General features: G+C 42.2%; 17 protein-coding genes and 2 pseudogenes. 3 read left to right on the top strand and 16 right to left on the bottom strand.

Annotation, left to right across the window (positions count from 1 at the left end; all coding sequences use genetic code 11):
- Positions 1 to 19 precede the first annotated feature (19 nt).
- Positions 20 to 2071: a methyl-accepting chemotaxis protein gene (locus JCM16418_RS03975; RefSeq protein ID WP_052020035.1), complete on the bottom strand. Its 2052-nt coding sequence runs from the start codon at positions 2069 to 2071 to the stop codon at positions 20 to 22.
- Between the two features lie 246 nt (positions 2072 to 2317).
- Here JCM16418_RS03975 and trhO point away from each other — a divergent pair, with 246 nt between their 5' ends.
- Positions 2318 to 3232, top strand: coding sequence for an oxygen-dependent tRNA uridine(34) hydroxylase TrhO (trhO, locus tag JCM16418_RS03970; protein ID WP_036646434.1), 915 nt, complete (start codon positions 2318 to 2320; stop codon positions 3230 to 3232).
- A gap of 273 nt (positions 3233 to 3505) precedes the next feature.
- On the opposite strand, the gene JCM16418_RS03965 is transcribed toward trhO, so the two are convergent.
- The 3 genes from JCM16418_RS03965 to JCM16418_RS03955 form a co-directional block, all read right to left on the bottom strand.
- Positions 3506 to 4483 carry a diaminopimelate dehydrogenase gene (locus JCM16418_RS03965; protein ID WP_036646432.1) on the bottom strand — a complete coding sequence of 326 codons (978 nt, stop codon included), beginning with the start codon at positions 4481 to 4483 and terminating at the stop codon, positions 3506 to 3508.
- A 229-nt stretch (positions 4484 to 4712) separates the two neighbouring features.
- On the bottom strand, positions 4713 to 5702 hold the full coding sequence (locus JCM16418_RS03960; protein ID WP_036646430.1) for a hypothetical protein: 990 nt from the start codon (positions 5700 to 5702) through the stop codon (positions 4713 to 4715).
- 119 nt (positions 5703 to 5821) lie between these two features.
- The gene (locus JCM16418_RS03955) at positions 5822 to 9205 is read right to left on the bottom strand and encodes a DEAD/DEAH box helicase (RefSeq protein ID WP_148298737.1); all 3384 of its coding nucleotides are present in this window, start codon (positions 9203 to 9205) and stop codon (positions 5822 to 5824) included.
- Between the two features lie 335 nt (positions 9206 to 9540).
- On the opposite strand from JCM16418_RS03955, the gene abc-f reads away from it, so the two are divergent.
- Complete coding sequence (gene abc-f, locus JCM16418_RS03950; RefSeq protein WP_081765314.1) at positions 9541 to 11439, top strand: ribosomal protection-like ABC-F family protein; 1899 nt, start codon at positions 9541 to 9543, stop codon at positions 11437 to 11439.
- A gap of 181 nt (positions 11440 to 11620) precedes the next feature.
- Here the strand turns inward: abc-f and JCM16418_RS03945 are convergent, their stop codons facing one another.
- The 4 genes and pseudogenes from JCM16418_RS03945 to JCM16418_RS25595 form a co-directional block, all read right to left on the bottom strand.
- The gene (locus JCM16418_RS03945; protein ID WP_036646427.1) at positions 11621 to 12235 is read right to left on the bottom strand and encodes a 50S ribosomal protein L25; all 615 of its coding nucleotides are present in this window, start codon (positions 12233 to 12235) and stop codon (positions 11621 to 11623) included.
- Positions 12236 to 12440: 205 nt separating this feature from the next.
- Positions 12441 to 12892, bottom strand: a pseudogene (locus JCM16418_RS03940) (cupin domain-containing protein).
- Positions 12893 to 12995: 103 nt separating this feature from the next.
- Complete coding sequence (locus tag JCM16418_RS25600) at positions 12996 to 14237, bottom strand: alpha-1,6-glucosidase domain-containing protein (RefSeq protein ID WP_242403707.1); 1242 nt, start codon at positions 14235 to 14237, stop codon at positions 12996 to 12998.
- Positions 14198 to 15337 (bottom strand): alpha-amylase family glycosyl hydrolase, encoded by a 1140-nt coding sequence (locus tag JCM16418_RS25595; RefSeq protein ID WP_242403706.1) that lies wholly within the window; start codon positions 15335 to 15337, stop codon positions 14198 to 14200. The genes JCM16418_RS25600 and JCM16418_RS25595 overlap by 40 nt, the downstream gene beginning before the upstream one ends.
- Positions 15338 to 15598: 261 nt before the next feature.
- On the opposite strand from JCM16418_RS25595, the gene JCM16418_RS03930 reads away from it, so the two are divergent.
- The gene (locus JCM16418_RS03930; protein ID WP_036646426.1) at positions 15599 to 15991 is read left to right on the top strand and encodes a GtrA family protein; all 393 of its coding nucleotides are present in this window, start codon (positions 15599 to 15601) and stop codon (positions 15989 to 15991) included.
- A 228-nt stretch (positions 15992 to 16219) separates the two neighbouring features.
- Here JCM16418_RS03930 and sdaAA read toward each other — a convergent pair.
- The 8 genes and pseudogenes from sdaAA to glcT all read right to left on the bottom strand — a co-directional run bounded on the left by sdaAA (position 16220) and on the right by glcT (position 23645).
- Positions 16220 to 17133: pseudogene (sdaAA, locus tag JCM16418_RS03925) on the bottom strand (L-serine ammonia-lyase, iron-sulfur-dependent, subunit alpha).
- Positions 17134 to 17149: 16 nt separating this feature from the next.
- The gene (gene sdaAB / locus JCM16418_RS03920; protein WP_306304745.1) at positions 17150 to 17776 is read right to left on the bottom strand and encodes an L-serine ammonia-lyase, iron-sulfur-dependent subunit beta; all 627 of its coding nucleotides are present in this window, start codon (positions 17774 to 17776) and stop codon (positions 17150 to 17152) included.
- Between the two features lie 409 nt (positions 17777 to 18185).
- Entirely contained in the window at positions 18186 to 19766 is a 1581-nt protein-coding gene (locus JCM16418_RS03915) for a hypothetical protein (protein WP_036646425.1), read from the bottom strand.
- Entirely contained in the window at positions 19748 to 20080 is a 333-nt protein-coding gene (locus JCM16418_RS03910; RefSeq protein ID WP_036646424.1) for a hypothetical protein, read from the bottom strand. The genes JCM16418_RS03915 and JCM16418_RS03910 overlap by 19 nt, the downstream gene beginning before the upstream one ends.
- A 158-nt stretch (positions 20081 to 20238) precedes the next feature.
- Positions 20239 to 21951: a phosphoenolpyruvate--protein phosphotransferase gene (gene ptsP, locus JCM16418_RS03905; RefSeq protein ID WP_036646423.1), complete on the bottom strand. Its 1713-nt coding sequence runs from the start codon at positions 21949 to 21951 to the stop codon at positions 20239 to 20241.
- Positions 21944 to 22219 (bottom strand): HPr family phosphocarrier protein, encoded by a 276-nt coding sequence (locus JCM16418_RS03900; protein ID WP_036646906.1) that lies wholly within the window; start codon positions 22217 to 22219, stop codon positions 21944 to 21946. The genes ptsP and JCM16418_RS03900 overlap by 8 nt, the downstream gene beginning before the upstream one ends.
- 38 nt (positions 22220 to 22257) lie before the next feature.
- Positions 22258 to 22524: a PTS sugar transporter subunit IIB gene (locus tag JCM16418_RS03895; RefSeq protein WP_036646421.1), complete on the bottom strand. Its 267-nt coding sequence runs from the start codon at positions 22522 to 22524 to the stop codon at positions 22258 to 22260.
- A 269-nt stretch (positions 22525 to 22793) separates the two neighbouring features.
- Complete coding sequence (glcT, locus tag JCM16418_RS03890; RefSeq protein ID WP_036646419.1) at positions 22794 to 23645, bottom strand: glucose PTS transporter transcription antiterminator GlcT; 852 nt, start codon at positions 23643 to 23645, stop codon at positions 22794 to 22796.
- Positions 23646 to 23676: the final 31 nt, after the last annotated feature.

The following is a 23676-nucleotide window of genomic DNA, read 5'->3' as shown; positions in this document are numbered from 1 at the left end:
AAAAAAAATCCCTGCACGGTTAAATACTAAACCGTGAAAGGGATTCTTTTAGTATACTCGATAATATCTGCAGCTTTTTGGACAGGTCCACAAGTCCATTACTTATGTGGAGCTGCTCGTTACTTAATGAAGCAACCTCCTCGGATGTTGCTAAGGACTGTTCCGATATCGCGCTAACACCGAGCATGGCTTCGGACAATGTTTGCTGCGACTCCTCCAGCTCCAGGATTGAACCATTCACTGAAACCAAGTGATGAATCAATTGACTCATCTGTCCTCCCACCTGATTAAAGAGTGTATCTGCCTTTTTAACAGAAGAAATTTGTTCCATAAAGATTGGCCGTGCTGCATCAAGCACCTGTGCCGTTTCCGATATCCCCAATTCAATAGATTCCGTAATTTGTCCGACAGTTTCAATGGAACGCTTGGATTGTTCAGCTAGCAGTCTGATTTCATTCGCAACAACCTTGAATCCGTTGCCGGCAGAACCTGCTCTTGCAGCCTCAATTGTCGCATTCAGTGAAAGAATATTCGTGTGCTTCGTGAGCTGAGTTAGAATCACCAATACGTTAGATATAGACTGTGTACTTTCTTGCAATTGATGTACCTTAGCCGTAATTGTATCAATTCGTTCTTCCATATCCTTTGTCTTACCAATCAGTTCTCGCATGTAATCCGTACCCGTCTGACTGGATTGATGCACATCGCCGGCCAGACTCCCCATCTCCTGACTTGCAATGACTAAGGTTTCGGTTTGGCGCTTAGATTGGAGTGAGAGTTCTCTTCCTCGTTCAGCATCGCTTGCGAGCCCTTCACCACCCTTTGCGATATCCGAAGTGGCAGAGGCAATTTCCTTCGCCGTCTCTTCGGTATTCAGGGAAACATGAGCGAGTTCATCTGCCATTCCCATCATTTCTACCGCAGACTTATCCGTATTATGGACCAATTCCGTTAAATGCTGCATCATCTCATCGAAACTTACGCCTACCTGTCCAATTTCATCTGTTGGTTTGGCACGAGTTCGGACTTGCAGATTACCGTCTGCTCCTTCTTTCATTAGCTCTCTTAATTTCTTAAGCGGTTGTCCGATCATTCTCGCTATAATCCAACCGATAACGATAGAAAGTATGAAAGCTCCTAATAACAACCACAGCGTGGCTTCGTATATCTTCCGAGTATCTTTAAGCATCTCTTTAACCGGGATAATCCCTACCGTATACCAGCCATTTTCTTTGGACTTAGCCGTCACAACCTGTTCGTTCCGATCTTCAGATAAAAAAGTCGAACTACCATTCGATTCTTTATCCGTTGGGATACGAATTGAAGACGTTTTGCCAATTTCAGAGACAGCCTTACTATAAATTATCGTATTCTGAGGACCGAGAACTTGAATAGAGCCGCCTTCTCCCATATGCACGTTCTCCACTTGTTCCTTAATTGCAGCTAAATCGATATCGATCAGGATAACACAGTATCCCTCTGCCATTCCCTCACCCGCAATTAATCTTCCTAACGTAATCGTCCGATTTGTATTGCGGTTACCGTTCAAATTAGAGCTAATCCAGACCGATTGGCCACTTTTGCCCATAATGCTCTTAAACCAGTCTTCTTTACCATAATTTTGTGTGGCGAGTAGACCGGACTTTGTTGGAATTACGGTTCCATCTGTTTGTAATACTTCTATAGAAGAAATATATGAATCCGAAAACATATACGATTGCAGCAATGTATCTAGTGTCTCAGAAAGTCTAGCATACTCATTCGGATCGTTCTGCTGGGAAAGCATTTCCGTAATCGTATCTTTGAGTTCCTTATCGACCATCATTTGAAGCTGCATTTTATCAAAGGAATTAAATAAAAAGTCAAGCTTCTGGCTGGTCTGCGACGCAGTTTCTAAATAAGCGCTTGAGACTTCCTTTACCAATAAATTCTTAGATATTTGATATGAAATAATTCCTGTCGCGCCTACAAAAACAACGATAGTCAACACGATAATGATGGCTATCCTTGTTCCTATCGATTGAAAGGGATTCTTCCGTTCAAACGGTACTACTGAAAACAAGCTTCGCATTGAAAATCCCCCCTGAGTGTAACGTCTACCTTCCCTTATACAATATATCCCTCTTTATTGCTGCGTACTATCGAATATTTTCTCAATATTCTCGAAATTATTCTCTTATTTAAATCCATTTGTACACCCGTTTATTCACCTCAATAATTTTCCATATATTTTAAATGTCACAGACTTTTAAGTTGACTATCTGATTCACATTCACTACAATTAATAAGATAAATTTACAAGACAGGTGAAGAAAAAATGACAACAACCATGGATTACCGTATTTTGCTATACTATAAATTTGTTAACATTCCTGATCCAGAACAAGTAACTGCAGAACATCTGCAATACTGTAAGGATTTGGGCGTTAAAGGACGTATTTTAATTGCCTCTGAAGGGATTAACGGCACCCTTTCAGGAACAGTTGAACAAACCGATCAATATATGAAAGACATGCTTGCAAATCCACTATTTGAGAACATGGTTTTCAAAATAGATGAATCTGAAGGACATGCTTTCAAAAAAATATTTGTTCGCCACAAGCAAGAACTAGTAACTTTCCGTTATGATCAGCCGCTTGATCCCAATGTCATTTTTGGAAAAAGATTATCCCCAGTCGATTTTCACGAACAGCTACAACAGGAAGATGTTATTGTCATTGATGGACGTAATGACTATGAGTACGAAATTGGTCATTTCCGCAATGCGATCCGTCCTGATGTTGAATCGTTCCGTGAATTCCCTGAATGGATTCAGAATAACCTAAGTCAATACAAAGACAAAAAAGTTCTTACGTATTGCACAGGCGGTATTCGCTGTGAGAAGCTTACAGGATTCCTAATTAATGAGGGATTCCAAGACGTGAATCAGTTAGATGGCGGTATTGTAACCTACAGTAAAGATCCAGAAGTCCAAGGCCGTCTGTTTGATGGTAAATGTTATGTATTTGATGAACGCATTTCGGTTCCAATCAATCGTACAGATGAAGACATCATTGTTGCAAAATGTCATCACTGCGGAACTACACATGACCGTTACATTAATTGTGCCAACCCTTCATGTAACCTACAGCATGTCTGTTGTGAGGCTTGTGAAGAAGAGCATGAAGCGTTCTGCTCCGATGAGTGCAGAGATATTATTATGAACCCTGAAAAACACGTGAATGCTGTATAGATTCGTTCTATCGGCATTTAAAAAGGAATGCTCAACCTTGGGCATTCCTTTTTCTGTTATCCTGAAGCTTCGTTGAATATTATTTTGGGGTCATTATATTATTCAAACGATGTTTATTGCCCATCCTCCATTAACCGCCTTAAATCACTCCATTATATCACATAATATCCCATTTAATCCCTGTGAACAACTATTTTTCGATAATCTCAACAAATAAAAAAGCCTGCTTCCCATATGGGAAGACAGGCCGATCTATGCTCATGAATTCTAAGTTTACAGAAGCTCTTTACGAAGCTGCTCAGCTGATTTAGGAGACAGCAGACCAAATGGAATATCGAATACAGTCTTCGCACCCTTAGCACCTTGGTCAGCTAGTTTAGCTGCAGCGCGGGAATAAGCTACTAGAACACTCGCCGTAAATTCAGGGTTACTATCTAGTTTCAGTCCAAATTCAATAATTTGTGTACTATTCTCGCCTGTACGTCCGCTGCGCAATACAGTTCCGCCATGCGGCATAGTCGAGTGATTAGCCTTCAATTCCTCTTCACTAATAAAATTCACCGTTGTATCGTAATCGGAGAAATAGTTAGGCATATTTTTAATTTCTTGTTCGATTTTCGCTTGATCTGCACCCTCTTCAGCTACAACAAAACATTCACGTAAATGCTTGTCCCGTGTAGATAATTGTGGATTCTCACCAGAACGAACTTTAGCTACTGCATCTTCCACAGGGATCGTGTATTGTACACCGTTCTTAACACCTTCAACACGACGAATGGCATCAGAGTGTCCTTGGCTTACGCCGCGTCCCCAGAACGTATATTCTTTACCTTCTGGAAGAATTGCTTCTGCCAACATACGGTTAAGTGAGAATAGACCTGGATCCCAACCTGTAGAAATGACACTAACATGACCCGCTTCAGATGCCACAGCATCAACTTGAGCGAAGAATTCAGGTATTTTAGCATGTGTATCAAAACTATCTACCGTATTAAACATTTTAGCAAAGTAAGGAACCTGCTCTGGCAAGTCCGTAGCTGAACCTCCGCAAAGAATCATAACATCAATCTTACCCACAAATTTCTCTGCTTCTGAGATATGAAGTACTGGAACACTAGCTTGTACACCTTGTGGTTCGCGACGTGTAAAGATAGCTTCAAGGGTCATGTCTGGATTTTGGCGAATTGCCTTTTCTACACCTTTACCCAAATTCCCGTAACCTACGATACCAACATTAATCGATTGTTTCATATTACCCTCCCGAATTCTATCCTAATATGGTTTTAAAACAAATTGTTCTGGTATTCATTATAAACGGATCATAGGATAGATGTCATCTGACGATTAGCTTACTTCATATTTGCTCTCTTGTTCTCATGATACGACCGAAGACCTTATGCATGAAACAAACCCCATTTACAGCGCATGAAAATAACACATGCAGCCGATAGAGGGGTTTGATAGTTCATACTTTATACTACTACAATGTAGGAATCGATAATTTCTCAACCGGAATAAATCCTAACTCATCATTAAAATTAACATGATGGGGGGTGTGTTTAAATAATTCAATTAACTCAGTTGACTGAAACTCAATATCTACTTTTGATAACGATTCACGATCAAATTTTGCAGATAACAACGTAACGTATTCCTCCTGGCCGGTTAACTTATTCATTTTGGTGTCCGTAGCATGAATAAGAACAACCTCTAAAGGCAGTAACGCAAACATTTCCCGGGCAATCCGCAGCACTGCCCCGTATACATAATCCCTTTTGAGCGAAAAAAACTCTTTCTTGCTCAGCGGCTTACTTGTTACGATCCCTGTCTCATGTTGAGTCTTTGCTTCTTTTGGAATGACTTGATTAGAGTTCACATCCATTTCAACCTCAAGAACAGATGCATTAATGACGTTATATTCCAAAGCGCTGCCCAGAATATTCAAATCGTCTAGTGGAGCGAGATATTCAATTACCTTAAGATACGCTGAATAATTCCCATCAATTACTTCTGATGCAAAAGCAGAGAATCGCTCCCATGCTGCATAATCACGTTCATCTTCTTCTCTTGCCAGGTTTATATGTTCCTCAATGGCTTGCCTTGTTTGCATATCTTGTTTTAGTAATTTTTGAATTGTATTAGGTCTATACTCTGCGTACAGCTGAGCGGCAATTGCCTCTTTACGCCCTAGCACTCCGTTACGGACAGGGGGATCTGATTCTCTAATACGCTCCCATGACAATGTATCACCGCAAGTTTGATGAATCGTCCGAATCCATTCAAGTTGATTATCATACCATTCAACTTCTTCGGCTGCCCATTCGTCCTCCATGAGCTGTACTCTTTCCTTCTTACGTCTATTCTGTCTACTAATCAATTCCATTCTCTTTTGACAAACGCTGCTTCGTGGACTTCTCATAAGAAGTATTTCAGGAGAACCACTGTAAGGATGATCACATTTAAATTCCATATCTATCTTCTCCTTATATCAAAATCCATGAACAGATCATAGATATTAGGTCAAATTTCGATGTGCTATAGGTAAATTTCGTCATTATTCTAAAAATACCTTCACAATAATCCAAAAAATTAATTCACTTCTCCAAGCATAAGCAATTCTTTAATCTCCTGTTCACTAAGAGAAGTACCATGATCATCACTAGGCTCCATGACTTCACGGATTAGATCCTTCTTCTTCTGTTGGAGCTCCAGCATTTTTTCTTCCATCGTCCCTTTGCTGACCAATCGGATCACCTGTACAACATTTTTCTGTCCCATTCGATGCGCCCGACCTGCAGCTTGCTCCTCAACAGCTGGATTCCACCATAAATCGTACAAAATAACGGTATCTGCTCCAGTTAAATTAAGCCCTGTACCCCCGGCTTTTAATGAAATAAGAAAGATATCATGCTCACCGTTATTGTAACGACTGCACATTTCGACCCGTTCACGGGATGGTGTTTGTCCATCTAAGTAAAAAGCAGGAATTCCTCGTTCAGCCAGCTCATTTCGAATAATTCGGAGCATGCTAGTAAACTGTGAAAAAATAAGCATACGTTTTCCGCTATCCAAACATTCCTCCACGATCTCAAGCAATTGCTGTAACTTACCGGATGATCCCTGATAGTCATCGATAAACAAGGTAGGATGACAGCATATTTGACGCAAACGTGTAATTCCCGCGAGAATCTTCATACGACTTTTCTGAAATCCTTCGCGTCTTAAATTCTTCATGGTTTCTTGCTTAAACTCGGCCATGTAAGTAACATATAGCTTCTTCTGTTCTTTCGTTAACTCCGAATGCTGAATGGTTTCGATACGTTCCGGCAATTCAGGAAGTACGTCTGCTCTCATACGCCGCATAATAAACGGCTGAACAATTCTCGCGATTCGCTCGCGAGGTAGATCACGAAAAGCTTTTTTACCTCCGAAAAGACCTGGGAACACAGCATCAAAAATCGACCATAACTCTTCAATTGAATTTTCAATGGGTGTACCTGTCAGAGCAAATCGACGACCTGCAGATATATCTTTGACTGCCTGTGCAGTCTGTGAAGCATGATTCTTAAAAGCCTGTGCCTCGTCCAAAAACAAGGTGCTGAACGTTAGACCCCGATATAATTCTATATCTTGTCGTAGTGAAGGATACGATGTAATGATGACATCAACGTACGTACTATCGTCTTTATTTATCATTTCATTCGTCCCACCAGCTTGCGTCAACTTTGAAAGAATCAGATTTCTCTCTGCTCTAGTCCCTAATGCAACCTGAACCTTAAGCTCTGGGGAGAAACGCTCAAATTCATTCTCCCAGTTATACACAAGTGATGCAGGTGACACGATAAGTACAGGCTGGCAGGCTTCACGATCTCGAGTCTCCGATAAGATATAGGCGATGCTCTGAATCGTTTTGCCAAGTCCCATATCATCTGCCAATATCCCTCCAAAACCGTAGAAACCTAATGTTTTTAGCCACTGATATCCTTGTATTTGGTATTTTCTCAATACAGAAGACAGCTCTTGTGGGATGATAAATTCCATGTGCTCCGGATGAGCCATATGATCTAGCATCTGACGCAGCATTTTACCAACAGAAATACCTGCTCTAAGTCCATTCTCATCTGTAAGCTGGAGCGCACGAACCATCGGGAGATTCATTCGGCTGCCTCGAATATCTGTCTTCCGCATCCCCAGTTCATCGTAGAGCTGAGCAAAGGTTTGAAATGAATCCTGCTCTAACGAAAGGTACTCCCCATTTGATAATCTTGCATATTTCTTCTTTTCAACGACAGAAATCAGCAGTTCACGAATTTCCTTCTCTCGAATTCCTTCCATATCAAAACTGATTTCAAGCCAGTTCATCGTATGATCTGTGTCCGCTTTAACTGTAGGCTGTTGCTGCGGATTGTGCATCATTTGTTTAACAGCAGGCGTGGCATAGACTTCGACCCATGATTCAAGCTTAGGAAGCATTTGATACAAGATTTGATAAATACTATCCTCTTCAGATAGGTCCATCTCAAATTCACGACCGTTATGCATCAATTCAGTATTTTGAATTACATCCAGAATGCGGCGCTCTTTCTCCGTATCACGAATGAGAATAACATCATGTTGACGATAGCGTCCAGCTTCAGCACTCAAGGCCTCGATAACGATGCCATCATATACAAACTCCAGCTTAGCGAATAACGCTGCCTCATCTCGGTCGAGATATAGCTTGGCCGTTAGAGTAGGCTGTATCATAAGATCACGTATACTAGAGTCAATTTCAACTTTGCCGAGTCTTCTCAAACCAGGAACAACTTTCTCCATAAAATCATCCATTTGCTGAGCAGAAATCTGGATCTGTGGTAGATTAAATCGGTATAACAGATTCTTCATTTCGCTCAATAGGACTAGTTCACGCTCTTGTAGGTTATATATTCGCCCCTCATGCAGAGCGCAACCATAAGCAGCCATAACGATAACTTTTTTAATACCTTTGATTTCTAGCTGATAGGCATCTTCGTTCCCACTGCTCAGATCAAATCGTATAGGTAGCCGCTCATCGCAAATCTCCATGATAGCCAATGTGCCGTTCTCTCGCTCAATCTGAGTTCCAGCCTTCGCTAGAAGTGGGAGTATCGCATTCCATGCTAATGGAGGTATCGTTAACAAACGCTGGTTCCCTGTTGCCGTAAAACCTGGATAATTCCGACCGCTTTCATCATAGGCAAATTCACTGTTATAGGTTTGCTGCAATAATTTGATGAGTGCCGAGTCCTCGTTCTTAAATTTATGGAGCGAAGGATCATAAGTAAATAGCTTGGTAAAAGCGAATATCCGTCTTTCCTCCACATGTCGCAGAAACTGCCGTATATTTTGAACAACATATAACCGTTTAAGTCCTATTTTAATTTCTATTTTAAATTTAGGATCTGGCATATATTCATTCGTTATTTTACATATAAACTCTACATTCAGCGTTTCTTTGTTTTCTAAAATAGCCGTTTGATTTGCCTTCATCCGCTCCATCTGTGCTGTCTTCTCAAACAGACTGATGAGACCACTCGTTAATCTCACATCTTGAGAAGTCACTGTTGAAGTAGGTAACGGAAGAATACGTGCTCGCCGAGATCGTAAATGATCCTCTTCTCTCTTCTCTTCATCCATTATTTCGAGCAGAACAGCAGCAGTATGTTTACAATAAGGATTAAAGCTGCTGGAAGCCGGGCATCCACATTCTGCTTCTATCTCCGAATCATCAAATATCCTGATTTGAACCATGTATGATTCTGATTCCTCAACGGTAGCCACATATTTGCGGCCATCGTCTTCGTTTTTTAATTGCAGCGATTGAACATACCCTTGTTGGTAATAATTCTCACCTTTCATAAAAGTGATTGCACCACAAAGTGTTTTAATCCGTTGTAAAGTCAATACCTGCATGAGTCCTTTCCTTTCCGTTCGAAATATCGTTTGAATCTCCATAATATCATAAATCGCTGAACTAGCTGCTTCTTGACTTTAAACAAGATGACATTTAAAATTACCCATATCTAAGATGAAGGAGGTGAGGTAGTAGTGGTACGCAATTTTAACAATAGTCGGATTAATCAGTTGCCGTTTGCATTGTCCGGCATTTTTTACAAAGTAATGACTAACGGGATACGTCTGTCTTTTAAAGCTCTTAAATATCCGTTCACATTACAAAATTGCGAAATGCCGCTCCTACCTTAACCTCAACGGAATTCTGTTGACGTAAGCCGCAGGGACATTTCCCTGCGGCTTTTTCTATAGGCGCGGCTCTATGGAGGTAACAAACAATGATGATTCAATGTCGAAACATTCAAAAATACTATGGTGCTGAACTGATACTCAGTGATATCAATCTAGAATTAAACGAAGGCGACAAAGCTGCCCTAATCGGGCGTAACGGCTGTGGTAAGACCACTCTATTTCACCTCATCAAAGGCGATGATCATGCCGATCAAGGTCAGATTTCCATTCGTAAAGAAGCTACAATCGGATTGCTTGCCCAAATACCGCAGGCATCTGAGCATCAGACTGTCTATGATGTGCTACGCCTTAGCTATGCTGAACCGCTTGTATGGCAGCAGCGTATGATCTATTTAGAGCAGCTCATGTCTGATCCACAACGTATGGATATGGATGATAATAAAGCTGAATTTGATCGTTATCTTCAGGAATATGGTCAGCTTCAAGAGAGGTTTGAACGCGCGGGAGGATATGAAATGGATTCTTCCATACAGCGTGTATCCAATGGTTTAGGTATTCCGCAGGAACATTACAACCGAGCCTTCCTTACTCTCTCCGGCGGCGAGAAAACTAAAGTTGGTTTAGCCGCATTACTGCTCGAACAACCGGACATATTGCTACTTGATGAACCAACGAATCATTTGGATATGGCAGCCATCGAGTGGTTAGAACAATTTTTACAGGATTATAAAGGCACGGTATTGACGATTTCTCATGATCGGTATTTTCTTGATAAGCTGGTCACTCAGGTTATTGAAATTGAAGATGGCGAGTCCATTACCTACCAGACCAACTACAGTGGGTACCAGGAAGAGAAAGAAACTAGGCTAATGCAGCAATTTGCGGATTACCAGGAACAGCAGAAGAAAATCAAAAAAATGAAGGAAAGCATCAAGCAGCTCATTGATTGGGGAAACCGTGCAAATCCGCCTAACGGGGCATTCCATAGACGTGCCGCTTCGATGCAGAAAGCGCTCGATCGTATGGTGAAAGTCAAACGTCCTGTATTGGAGCGTAAATCTATAGATTTACAATTGCAGCAGGATGACCGCTCAGGTAATCAAGTGCTCGTGCTTGAAGATCTTAGTAAATCCTATGATGATCATGTACTATTTGAGCAAATCAACGGATTGGTTCGTTACGGTGAATCGGTCATGTTGATTGGTAGTAACGGCTGCGGCAAAAGTACCCTCCTTAAAATGATTTTGAAGCAAGAGCAGCCCACAGAGGGTAAGCTTCATGTTGGTTCACGTGTAAACATTGGTTATCTAGCGCAAGATCAGGTACCACAAGTGGCTGATCAAAGTATCCTTCAATATTTCCGCAGTTACGCTGCTTACGAGGAGGGTGAGGCACGGGGCCGCCTTGCACGTTTTCTGTTCTACGGAGCTGATGTGTATAAGAACATCGGAAGTCTCTCCGGTGGTGAATGGACTCGTCTTCGCTTTGCAATATTGATGGAACAGCGTCCCAACCTACTCATTCTAGATGAGCCTACAAATCATTTAGATATTGATTCTAGAGAGGCACTAGAAGAGGCACTTGAGGAATTTCAAGGAACGGTGATCGCCGTTTCTCATGATCGATACTTTATCAATAAACTTGCTAGTACGATCTGGAGTCTTGAGAACCAAGGCTTGAATAAGATTCAAGGTAACTTTGATGATTATAGTCATATTCGAAAGCAGTCTGCTGAACGAAGTGATCTAGAAAAGCTAAAGAAATCTCAAGCAGACCAAGTCCATAAGCATGCGCTCGGTTTGAATTCAAGATCTTCACAAGTGAAGAATCAGAAAACGCCGTCCTCACATCGGCAAAATAAAAATCAAAAAAATGCGGGCAAACCGGTCATTTGGGAACGTCAAATTAAAGAAGTCGAGGATGCACTGCAGTTGCTTGAAGAACAAATGCTTTCACCTGAGGTTTGCGGGATGCTATCCGGCTGAATGAACTTCAGCAGCAATGTGATCATGAACGAGATAAGCTCGATCGTTTGTATGAACAGTGGATGAATAGTCAAAGTCAAGGGTAGCGAAGACGGATTTTTTTGGATCTTCATATAAAAAGAGGATTCCCATTACAAACGGGAATCCTCTTTTTATAATATCAATATGCGCGACGCAGAAACTATTCTTTATCTGCCTCAGCCGATGGTGCAGCTGTTTCAGTCTCAGTAGTTTCTTCTTCACCGTCAGCTTCAACCGCTGCACGTGGAGCTATAACAGATGCAACCAAAACATCTTCAGGAGTAATTAACGTTACACCTTCAGGCATTTTGATCTCAGAAGCATGAAGCTTATCGCCCATATTCAAAGCGGAGACATCAGCTTCAATAGATGAAGGTAATTTGGCTGGCAATGCTTCAACTTCAAGCTCTGTAAGCTGATGCTGAATCACACCGCCAACTTTCGTTCCTTCTGCAGTACCTTGGAAATCAATATGAACATGAACACGAAGTGGTTTATTTGCGGAAATTTGCAGAAAATCGACATGGCTCAAAACGCCAGCTTTTTTCTGATAATCTTTAATAATAACCGAAAGATCGGATGCGCCTTCAACTTTAAGGTTAAACATTTCCGTACGGCCCGTTCTGGCAATTTTCGCCAAATCTTTGGCATCAACGCTAAGTGCCATATTTTCAGTATCTGTACCATAGACTACTGCTGGAACACGACCTTGTTCTCGCAAAGCGCGTGCTTTCGCATTGTCTCTAATTTCTGCTGTAAGGGAATGTGCTGTCATGAATATAACCTCCTAAGATTAAATGCCTCTGTATATTTTATATTTTGCAGAACAAGCTTATATAGTAGTATGTACCCAGTTAGGCTCATTTCCAAACATGATATGGAAAAAAAGCGCGTTATTATAGTTATAAAAAATGAAAAACCCCACCGACAAAAGCTTATCTGGTGGGGTTAAATTTCTAGTAATTCGAACTCATAACTGATTACTTAATCATTGTAAAATCATCAAAATGGAATCCAGGAGATACCACACAAGAAACAAAAATAGGTTCATCACCTATAGCTGCGAAGCTTGCCAGACGTTTGCTGGAACAAGTGCTTGCGGCACTTGGCCTTTGGAAGCATCCATACCCAGTACAATCTCAGTAACCTCACCCGGCTGATCCCCATCTCCTCCAAGCTTAAGAATCATAGGACCACCAGAATGATACAGCCACAGCTCATCCGAATATACACGGTGCCAAGCTGATGTTTCATCTGGATGCAGCAAGAAATAAATGGAGGTTGCCGCTGGACGGGAACCGGAATATTTGGAATCCAAAACGGAATGAGGGATTTCAAAAGAAGATTCCCATAATCTCTTATACCAACCACCTTCGGGATGTGGCTGTAAATCAAATATTTTGACGAGTGGGGATAATAATTTTTCAGTCATGATTTGCCTTCTTTCTCTGTATGGTGCCCTGTCCAAGTATATACAATTTACTTTAAAGGAAATATCTCGTTTTGTAAATTGCATACGATACCGTATCCAAAGACTAGCTAATCATCTTCTCATCCGCCACTCCACTTCGGATCATAACAATTGCCTTCTTCTGCTCTTTCGGTAGTTCAATAAATCGGTCTCCATCGATATCCTTGGCTTCCCATTGATTCAGACGAACAATATATCCAATCCGCTGAACGCTAGCTCTAACCACAATTCTAAATACCGCGCGTCCGTTCTCCATTCGATCTATATTTACTCTTTGCTCTCGAACTCCATTCCCCCAAACCCACAGATTCCATCCCTCATAGTCACCGTTAGGGCGCTCATAGTGGACTTCAACGGTTTTGACTGGACGTGGGTAGCCCCTCTCGTCTTCATACAGTACCATCATAGATAATCCCGGAATCATGACTGCATCTTCAGCAATTAAGTCCAAAGCCTTCGTACCTGCCTGACAATAATCTACAGCTACCTTCCAGCCATTCGTAGCCTGAGGTAAATCCACTTCCGCATCAGAACGATTAGCATTATAAATGACGATAATATTCTTCCAAGAATCTCCGTTCGCATGGTCCTTTAGTATAAAAACAATCAAGTTATCATGACAACGCAAAAACTGTAGGTGTTGTTCAACTTGCTCCCTAGTCTTCATACGAAATGCTGGATGGTTTCTCCGTAAAGAAATCAGCCCTTGATAATAGTCAAATATAGGCCGGAACTTGTGCTTGTTACTCCAACGAATCGCATTGATAGCATCTCCACTACGGTAACTATTGTGATCGCCAAACTTAGATCGCAGAAATTCGTCACCTGCCTGAATCATTGGAATACCCTGGGAGGTGAGTATAATGCCATTCGCAAGTAAAGAACGCTTGACTACTTCGCTGGCCATTACATCTCTTGCCGGTACACTCCGGTAAGGATCGGCTCCCCTAAGAGCCTCTTCTACCGTTCCTCCACCTATAACGCTTCCATTACGTAATTCGGGAAAACCCATCTGTTCTCGAAGTCCTTGTGTCGTGAGAATTTTATCCCACAAGTTTAAATTGTCATGGACTGTGACATAATTGATCGTTTCGAGCGGCGAGTCGGTAAAATCATAAACAGAACCTTGAACACCCGTAGCAATCGCAGATTCCTTACCATTCTCACCCGTCACAAATCCACGGCCCCAACCGTCACTATCGCCTTTAATCGCACCACGGAAATTATCATTAAAAACTGCAAAACCTTTGCCCTTTTGCGTACCCTTCAGCGTCTTATCCCATAACGCGTGTCTCCACCCGTCCAAGGCTCTCCATATATAATCAGATTCTCATCAATTTCCTGATGAAGCTGAGCCGTGAGCTTTGAGATCGTCTCTGTATCTATTAGCCCTACCAAATCAAATCGGAAACCATCAATATGATATTCTTCAGCCCAATAACGGACGGAATCCATAATATATTTACGAACCATCGGCCGCTCCGTTGCTAGTTCATTGCCCACACCCGAGCCATTGGACAATCTCCCCGTAGAATCCGTACGATAGAAATAACCTGGAACGATAGCGTCAAACGGACCGTCTGTAACAGCAAAAGTATGATTGTACACAACATCCATAACGACACGAATCCCTTTACGATGTAGAGCCAGAATCATTTCTTTGAACTCCAAAATTCTAAGACCCGGTTTCGTTGCATCCGTTGCATATGAACCTTCGGGAACATTATAATGCTGTGGGTCATAACCCCAGTTATATTCAGAACGGAGTGAGTCATCTCCCATCGATTTCAATTCATTTACTGTCTTGAAATCAAAGACAGGTAGTAAATGTACATGCGTGACACCCAGTTCAGCCAGATGATCAATACCCAAAGCATTTCCATATTCATCTCGAAGACCTGTTTCCGTAAACGCCTTAAACTTACCTTTATAATGCATCCCTGACTCCGCACTTATGGAAAAATCCCTCACGTGCAGCTCATATAATACCGCATCAGCCGTACTTAATAATGGAGGTTTTGTATCTTTGTCCCATTCAAAAGGTGAGCATGCCTCTACATCAACAATCGCCGTTCTTGCACCATTCGCACTAACTGCGCGTGCATAAGGATCCACAGCATAACATACAGAGCCGTCCACATGTTCAATTCGATACATATAATATTGACCTGCCAGATCTCCACTAAAATTTAAAAACCACACGCCGCAATGACCACGCTTCATTACGATTTCCAGTCCGCCACCATGTTCCTTAACTTCACCCTGTTGGTCATAGGTGCCTGCATCATGGTATAAAGCCAGAAGCACACGTTCTGCAGTAGGCGCCCATATTTTAAAATTACATTCTTTTTGAGTATAGTGACAACCCAAATCATTGCCATCATAAATTTCTGTTATCGCATTCATTTAAGTTCACCACCAGATATGACTGAATAGAGATGCCAGTAAAAGACCGCTTTCAACATCCTATGTATCTTTATGATCTTTTGCAAGGGTATCTATGCGTTATATCGGCCCAAATTCACGAAGGATGTATAGTAAACACCATTAAAATCAGCGAATTCTTCATTTTTCTCTCTCATCATTGCAATAGCAGTTGCACATGATTTCTAAACATCCGATAATGGAGATATCATTGCATATTATTCCTAATACAGGAGGCACTTCATGAGGTTGTCTAAACAATTCTTCCGGTTTGGCATCGTCGGTGTGATGAATACCGCTGTCGATTTTATTGTTTTCCTGCTCGTACAGCCTCTTCTTGGCAGCCTTTGGGGACAAATTATTTCTTATTCAGCAGGAATGCTGAACAGCTACGTATGGAACAGACGCTGGACTTTTGAGCGTACAAGCAAACGAGATATGGGCGAGATGTTCCGGTTTGCTACCGCCAACATCGCTGTGGCTGCTGTGACAGCTCTCATTCTGCACTTACTTGAAGGACGGGTCTCTCTCATACTAGCCAAGCTTGCGGTTACCGTCTTGGGTGTGCTCATTAACTACACGCTCAGTCGCAAATGGGTATTTCGTCAACAAGATCATACTGCCTCTGATTCGTAAGTAATATTCTCAATATAAAAAAGGACTGTGGTCGTAATTAACCGCAGTCCTTCGTTATGTGTATAGCAAAATTTATATATAGAAAAAAATTGCAAATCCTTTATTCGTTCTGAAACTGCTCATATTTCTCCGCATTCAGTAATGCTTTAAGCTGCTGCTCCACTTCGCCTTCCACTTCTACTTCGATCATCCAACCACCATCATATGGTTCGCTGTAACGAAGTTAGATTATTCCTCTTCTGCTAAAGGTTTAGCAGACTTTCCACGGCGCTGTTCTTGTAAGCCTTCAGTCAGTTTGCGCCCTGTTGGCGTCTGGGCCAATCCTCCAAGTCCTGTCTCGCGATGCTCACTCGGCATCGAGCTACCCACATCTAGCATGACGCCGATAACTTCATCAGCAGGGATAACACTACCTACGCCAGCAAGGGCCATATCGGCCGAAGCCAGCGCAGTTACGGCGCCCAAGCCATTGCGGACGATACACGGAATTTCGACGAGCCCTGCTACAGGATCGCAGATCAGACCAAGACAATTCTTAAGGGCTAGGCCAACCGCGTGAACGGCTTGCTGCGGCGTTCCTCCCTGCAACTCGACCATGGCACCTGCCGCCATGCCGATAGCTGATCCAACCTCAGCTTGGCATCCTCCTCTGCGCCTGATATGGAGGCATTGTTAGCGATCACGTACCCAATCGCTCCAGCACTGAACAAACCATGCACAAGGCGCTCATCATCCCAACCAAAGCGCTCTTGGGCGCTGACGAAAACGCCAGGGATGATTCCACATGAGCCTGCCGTAGGTGTGGCAATAATTCGGCCCATTGAGGCATTCACTTCAGATACTGCTAGCGCATAGGCCATCGCCTGAGCGGCTGGCCCCCCAAGTAAGGTCTCACCACGTTGCATATAGTCCGCGACCTTCTTCGCATCCCCACCTGTTAGTCCGCTACGTGACTTCGTATCTCCTGTTAATCCCTTAGAGACCGCCTCCTTCATCACGTCGTAGTACTCAGCCATCTGGCGGAAGACCTCATCCGTTGATATGCCTGTTTCTAAAGCCTGATCTTCCAGCATTACTTGGGAAATGGATTTATTCTCTTCCTCACAAATACGAACAAGCTGCTGCAAATTATTAAATCTCATAGATGTCTTAGCTCCTTTAGGTTAAATCAATCAACGTTACATCGATAATATTGGGCAGCTTCTTCAGCTGTTCAATGGAGCTGTCCGAAGGCGTTGAATCTAGTTCAAATACGGTCATGGCCGAGCCGCTACGTCCTTTACGATCCACATCCATATAGCCAATATTGTAGCCTTCTTGACTTAGTAGAGCAGTCATGGCTGCGAGTACTCCTTGGCTATCTGTATGCGTAACGGCCAAGGTCGGGTATTCCCCTGTAATTTGTACATCGAAACCATCTAGTTCATAAACCGCGATGGTACCTCCACCAATCGATGCTGCCAAAATTTCGGCTTGCTTTTCGCCTGAGCACAGAGATATTTTAACCGAATTGGGATGAGGTCCGTTTCCCTTACCCTTTAACCAATCGACATCTACTCCTGCTTCCTCCGCATCCACATCAGCCTGCGGGATCCGCTCATCATCTGTATCATAATTCAGCAGCCCAGCCGTAATGGCAAGATCCGTTCCATGTCCCCAATACGTCTCAGCAAATGACCCATACAAATACACCTTTACCTGATCAGGCTGACAACCAAGCAGTTGACGCGCTACGCGGCCAATGCGTACTGCTCCAGCGGTATGAGAACTAGAGGGCCCAACCATGGATGGCCGATGATCGAAAATACACTCTTAAATCGCACTTAACTTCCTCGCTCTCTGTTAACTTCTACGTGTTGAACAAATAAAAAAAGACAGCAAAAAGGCAACTAGCACCTTCTCCCTGTCCTTTGTACTTGAGAGGTTAACTACCTTTATGCGCATACGGGTAACTTGCTCTTTCGGCGCCGCCAAATCAAGGCAGCTTCTCCCGTGCGCCGTCATCCACTCTATACTTCATTTCCATAGGCTATAATCTTATAAATACTAATACTTGTAGCATAATCTAGACCCAACTTATGTGTCAACACAGCTATTAACATAGTCAAGGGTATGATGACACTAATCCCGTAGGAGAGTTCCGAATTCATCTAATGAGTGGTGTGGCGTAACTTGAAGGCCGTCACCTATAACCTTATTTAAACACGACCATAAACGTTACGATTGTCACCTGATCAGCTAATGGATAAGATTTAGGCGGACTCACGAGCGAGACGATATAGGTACCTTTACCCTTCTCCGGTTTCAGTGTATATGAAAATTGCTGGTCGGTAGCAGCAATATTAACAAGGTTGCTGGTGGACACTTTTCCATTCTTATCAACATATTTATAATTTAGACGGAGTGAGTTCATACTTGAGCCCTTCAAGTCTCCGCGAATCATCACATCTTTGACTGCCTCCGCGTATCCTCCTTTCCATGCTCGCTCTGCATCTGAAACGAGCTGTACATTCATGTTCAAGCCATCTAAATAAGGTAATGGATTTAACTGAAATGGGACTTGATTAGGATCTATAGTCGAGTTAACGCTTTGAACAATTTTCATTTGGCCGTCATTTGTTTGGAGCTCTACCCTATTTTGAGAACCTGGTACAAGCGGTATGTGTACTGTTGATACTTCATACTTCAAAGGACTATATCCTTTAGGTGGTTTTGAGCCGGCGTACTCCCATGCGTTTGATGAACCTAGGGCCGTATTATTATATTCAAAACTTGGTCCGACCAAAGAGAACACTTTAACTTGATATTGAGCATCCGCCGATTCACTAGACATTGTATTACTTGTATACCATGACGTGTAAGTCATATTCATTGTCTTATTCTCAGTATTTATCTTGTCTGCCTGAACATCAAGCAGCTTGCTTAGTGCTGTTACCGGTACCATTAGCGTACCGTGATCTGTTACAAGGGAATACGTGGCAAGCTTCTTTTCGTTACGATAGACGGTTCCCGTCTTCAGGTTCAGCTTCGTTGGTTTCATATTGTTTCGCTGCGACAAATACATAAAGCTTCCGTTTTTTTGAGTCACATATTGCATGTTGCCCTGAATCGCACGGACTACGTCCTTTAACGGAATATACAGAACGCCCTTTATTTTACGAACAGATGCAGCGATGGGTACCTTCTTATTTTCATTAGATAGTAAAAAATCACGTTTACCCTCTTGTACACGAATGATTTGCGTAGTTGGCAATAGCACGACATCTGCCTGATCAAGCAAGTTTATAACAGGTCGGAAGCTTGACAGCATTGATTTGAATTGTGTTAAACCTACAGTAGTTGTCGCTTCAAATGAATATGTGGTTTCATCACCAAATGACCATTCCGCATGATATTTATAGTTAGGAGAGCCGTCTCCAGTTGCATGACCCTTCGTAATATGAACAATACCTGTACTGTCCGCAACCGGAGCAGCGAACTGATTATAGGCTATAACTTCTTTTTTTAGCTTCATTAGCTCTGCTGGGGCAATAGCATCACTTGCGTAAAATCTCCAATTTTTAGCTTCCAAGATAAGCTGACTCCCGCTCGGTACAGCATGGATTTGTTTTTGAAGTTTGGCTTGTATTCTGAATAGAGCTACACCCGCAGTTGATGATCCGCTGTTACTTGTAGTTTCTAACATACCCGATCCTGTCGGAGCCTTTGTTGAACTTCTTCCGATAATTTCGTATCCATTCTCATTTATTCGACTATTCAGTTTAATAACTGCCATCCTATATCCGGAAGATGCGTTGGGAGATATGCTGTATACTTACTGTTACGATACAGTTTAGTTGCTAGCGGATGAAATACCCCATTTTTTGCAAAAGCAGGATCAAACGTAGGGCTGACCACATCCTGAGGATTAGAAGAGATTGCTATGGATGTTTCTAACCGTTGATTGTTAGTTTGTCCATTGGATCCCTGTATATCGGCATTCTCGGCTTGAATCAAACCACTTTGTAAACATACAGCCATGACTAATGATGCAGCTACAGCCTTCAATCCCATACCTCTATACTTTTGTAGTATAGCTATCTTATGCATTAAAAATCATCCCTTCAATATCCTTTTCTTATGTTGCTGGTGTACTAACTATCTTTTCGACGTAAAAATTTCCTATTTTGTTCCAAATATTATAAAAAAAAGACTAGCATCTTTAGATGCTAGCCCCTCATATTGTTTAGGTTTATTACATTTATTGCCTAACTTTGAATAGCATGTACTAGTGCAACAACTTCTTCTGCCGTTCCAAGATTCAGTGCCTTGCCTGCAAGTTCCTTCATTTCACTTGCATTCAACTTGCTGATTTGGCTACGTGCAGGCAAGATGGACGATGCACTCATGCTGAACTCATCTAGTCCTAAACCGAGTAACAAAGGAATCGCCGTTGCGTCTCCAGCCATTTCGCCACACATGCCGACCCAACGGCCTTCGTGATGCGCTGCATCAATAACCATTTTGACAAGTCGTAGAATAGCTGGATTGTATGGTTGATACAAATAAGATACTCTTTCGTTCATCCGATCAGCCGCCATCGTATACTGAATCAAATCATTGGTACCGATGCTGAAGAAATCGACTTCCTTCGCAAACTGATCTGCAAGAACAGCTGTCGAAGGGATCTCAACCATAATACCAAGCTGTATGTCTTCAGATACGGCGATATTAGCAGCCTGTAGCTTTTCCTTTTCATCGAGTAACACTGCTTTTGCTTCTCTGAATTCATTTAAGGTTGCGATCATTGGGAACATAATCCGAAGGTTACCATACACACTCGCACGAAGAAGTGCTCTCAGTTGAACACGGAATATATCCTGCTGATCCAAGCAGAGACGAATCGCCCGGAAACCGAGAAATGGATTCATCTCTTTCGGAAGATCCATATAGGGCAGCTCTTTATCGCCACCAATATCCAATGTGCGAACGACTACAGGTTTACCTTCCATTTTTTCCAGAACAGCCTTATACGCGTTATATTGCACTTCCTCAGACGGAAGCTTATCACGCCCCATGTAAAGGAATTCTGTCCGATAGAGACCTACGCCTTCACCGCCGTTATCCAGTACCCCTATGACATCACCAGGCGTTCCAATGTTTGCTGCTAACTCAACATGCATACCGTCTTTAGAAAGCGTATTCTGATCACGAAGTTTCTTCCACTCCGCAACCTGTCTATTATGCTGTTCTTGCTTGCTTCGGTATTCAGCAATTGTCTCTTCAGTAGGATTCACGAGAACCTCACCTTGAAGACCATCAACGATGACAATATCACCTTGCTTTAACTGCGTTGTGATATTTTGTGTTCCGACAACTGCTGGTATTTCCAACGAACGCGCCATAATAGCAGAGTGAGAAGTACGGCCACCCGTATTCGTAGCAAAACCCTTCACATAATTCCGATTTAGCTGAGCCGTATCAGATGGTGTCAAATCCTCTGCTATAACAATCGTTTCTTCACTGATTTCAGTTAAACTAAGTTCAGTAATTCCAAGCAAATGCTTTAAAATTCTCTTCGTAACATCACGCATATCTGCCGCACGTTCCTGTAAATATGCACTTTTCATATTCTCAAACATCTCGATGAACTGAGATGCGATCTCATGTAGAGCGAATTCAGCATTGACTGATTCTTCCGTAATTTTATCTTTGATCGGATTAATTAGCTCAGGATCATTCAGGATAAGTAAATGGGATTCGAATATTTCTGCTTTCTTCTCCCCTAATTCCTTGAACGTTCTGGACTTGATTGCTTCAAGCTCAATTCTAGATTGATCAAGTGCAGCATCCAATCTCGTAATTTCCGATTCAGGGTTTTCAATAGCTCTTTGCTGTGTGCTGTATTCGGAATGTTCAAGAATGAACGCGCGCGCGATGGCAATACCTGCCGATGCCGCAATTCCGTTTATTTTAATCATGCATTTCGCCTAGCCCTTCTTTGATCATAACTTCCTGTAGTGCGCTCAGAGCTTCGCTCTCATCATCACCTTCAGTAATCAGTGATAATGTATCACCTTTTTCAAGTCCTAAAGATAATACGCCTAGAATAGATTTCAATGTTACTTTCTTGCCTCCGGCTTCCGCAAAGCACTCTGTTGTTTTATATTTGGTAGCAATATTAACTAGCGCTGTTGCTGGACGTGCGTGAATACCATCTTCATCAATAATTGTAAATGTTTTTTGCATATGAATCATCTCGCTTTCTGAATGTAGGTGATAATATATTAATTTAAAAGGTCATGATCAATATCTCTTTGTAGCATGTTAGCAAGCTGCGTCATAATTACCTCGGACTCCATTCCAAATATGGCCTGAATATGATTCCCTAGCTCAAATACTTCTTGAGCCCCTAGCGCCTTCAATTGTTCTTGATCGGCCTTATTTGGATCTATTACATCCACTCGCAGGCGTGTAATGCACGCGTCAACAGCGGTTACATTCTCCTTACCGCCGAGTGCCGCCAAAATATGAAACGGTAGTTCATCCTCCATAGACATCACCTTCCTACCATAATTCAAATCCCTAGATCGAGATTAACGAAAGGGACATACATCAAAAAGGCATGAGCGTCAGACAGATGCATATAGTTGTCTCTAATTCTAAAATTAGAATACCCATTAAAGGGTGATCACAACCATATCTGTCAAATACTCATGCCTGATCTAGTCAGTAACACGTAGAAATGCAACTTATTTATTTGTTAAATTACGACTTGATTATATCACCCATGATATAACGTTGCAACCCGTCCTTAAGTCCTTTAATCATCCTGTTCCTTCTTTTGAACAAGCCGCTGTAAATGTAACGTTAAATAGCAAGCTTCTGCAGCATATACCGATTCTTTCAATCGTTCTTCCATCAGTATAATAAGTTCGCAAGCCAACGCATAAATTTGTGGATACTCTTGCTTAAGTAACTTTTCAAGTGATGCGTTTTCTTGTACAGATTCACCACGCCGTATCCGTTCAATAGCAAACCGTAGATGAGTAACTAGCCGAGAATAGTCAAGAGAATTCCGTGGAACATGATAAGCAATGCTTGTCTCTACCAAACTAACTAAATCCGCAATTAGATGTGAGTTGCCTTTTACCTGTGTAATATGCTGGTTTGTGAGAGCGCTGTGGATATGAAGTGCGATAAAACCCGCTTCATCAGGCTCAAGTTCCACTCCCAATTTCTTATGAATCAATTCGAGCATGTACTCCCCCATGCGAAATTCCTCTGGGTACATTTCACGAGTCTCATATAAAAAAGGGTTCTGTATGACAAGTCCCTGTTCCTGACGTCTCATGGCAAAGGCAATATGATCCGTAAGTGCAATTTGAATATGCTCATTGACTGGAAGTTCGCTGTGCTCTTTAACATACAATATTCCTTCGTTTATTACTTCGATCAACTCTTCTTCAACATGAGGAACGAGCTGCTTATACTGCTCCTGTTCCTGCTCGTTAGTCAGTATGAACATCTTCTCCACGGATGACAACGGCATTTCATCCCCGGCCTTACGATTAAACCCAATTCCTTTACCAATGACGACAACTTCATCGTGCTGCGGATGATGAGCAATAATGACATTGTTATTAAGTACTTTACTTACCTGAAGACCGCTCATGATTCACCTCTTTATGTGAAACTCCACTTCT

The organism is Paenibacillus pini JCM 16418 (assembly GCF_000576305.1).
Taxonomy (GTDB): domain Bacteria; phylum Bacillota; class Bacilli; order Paenibacillales; family Paenibacillaceae; genus Paenibacillus_AQ; species Paenibacillus_AQ pini.
This window is presented reverse-complemented; position numbering and strand designations above follow the sequence as displayed.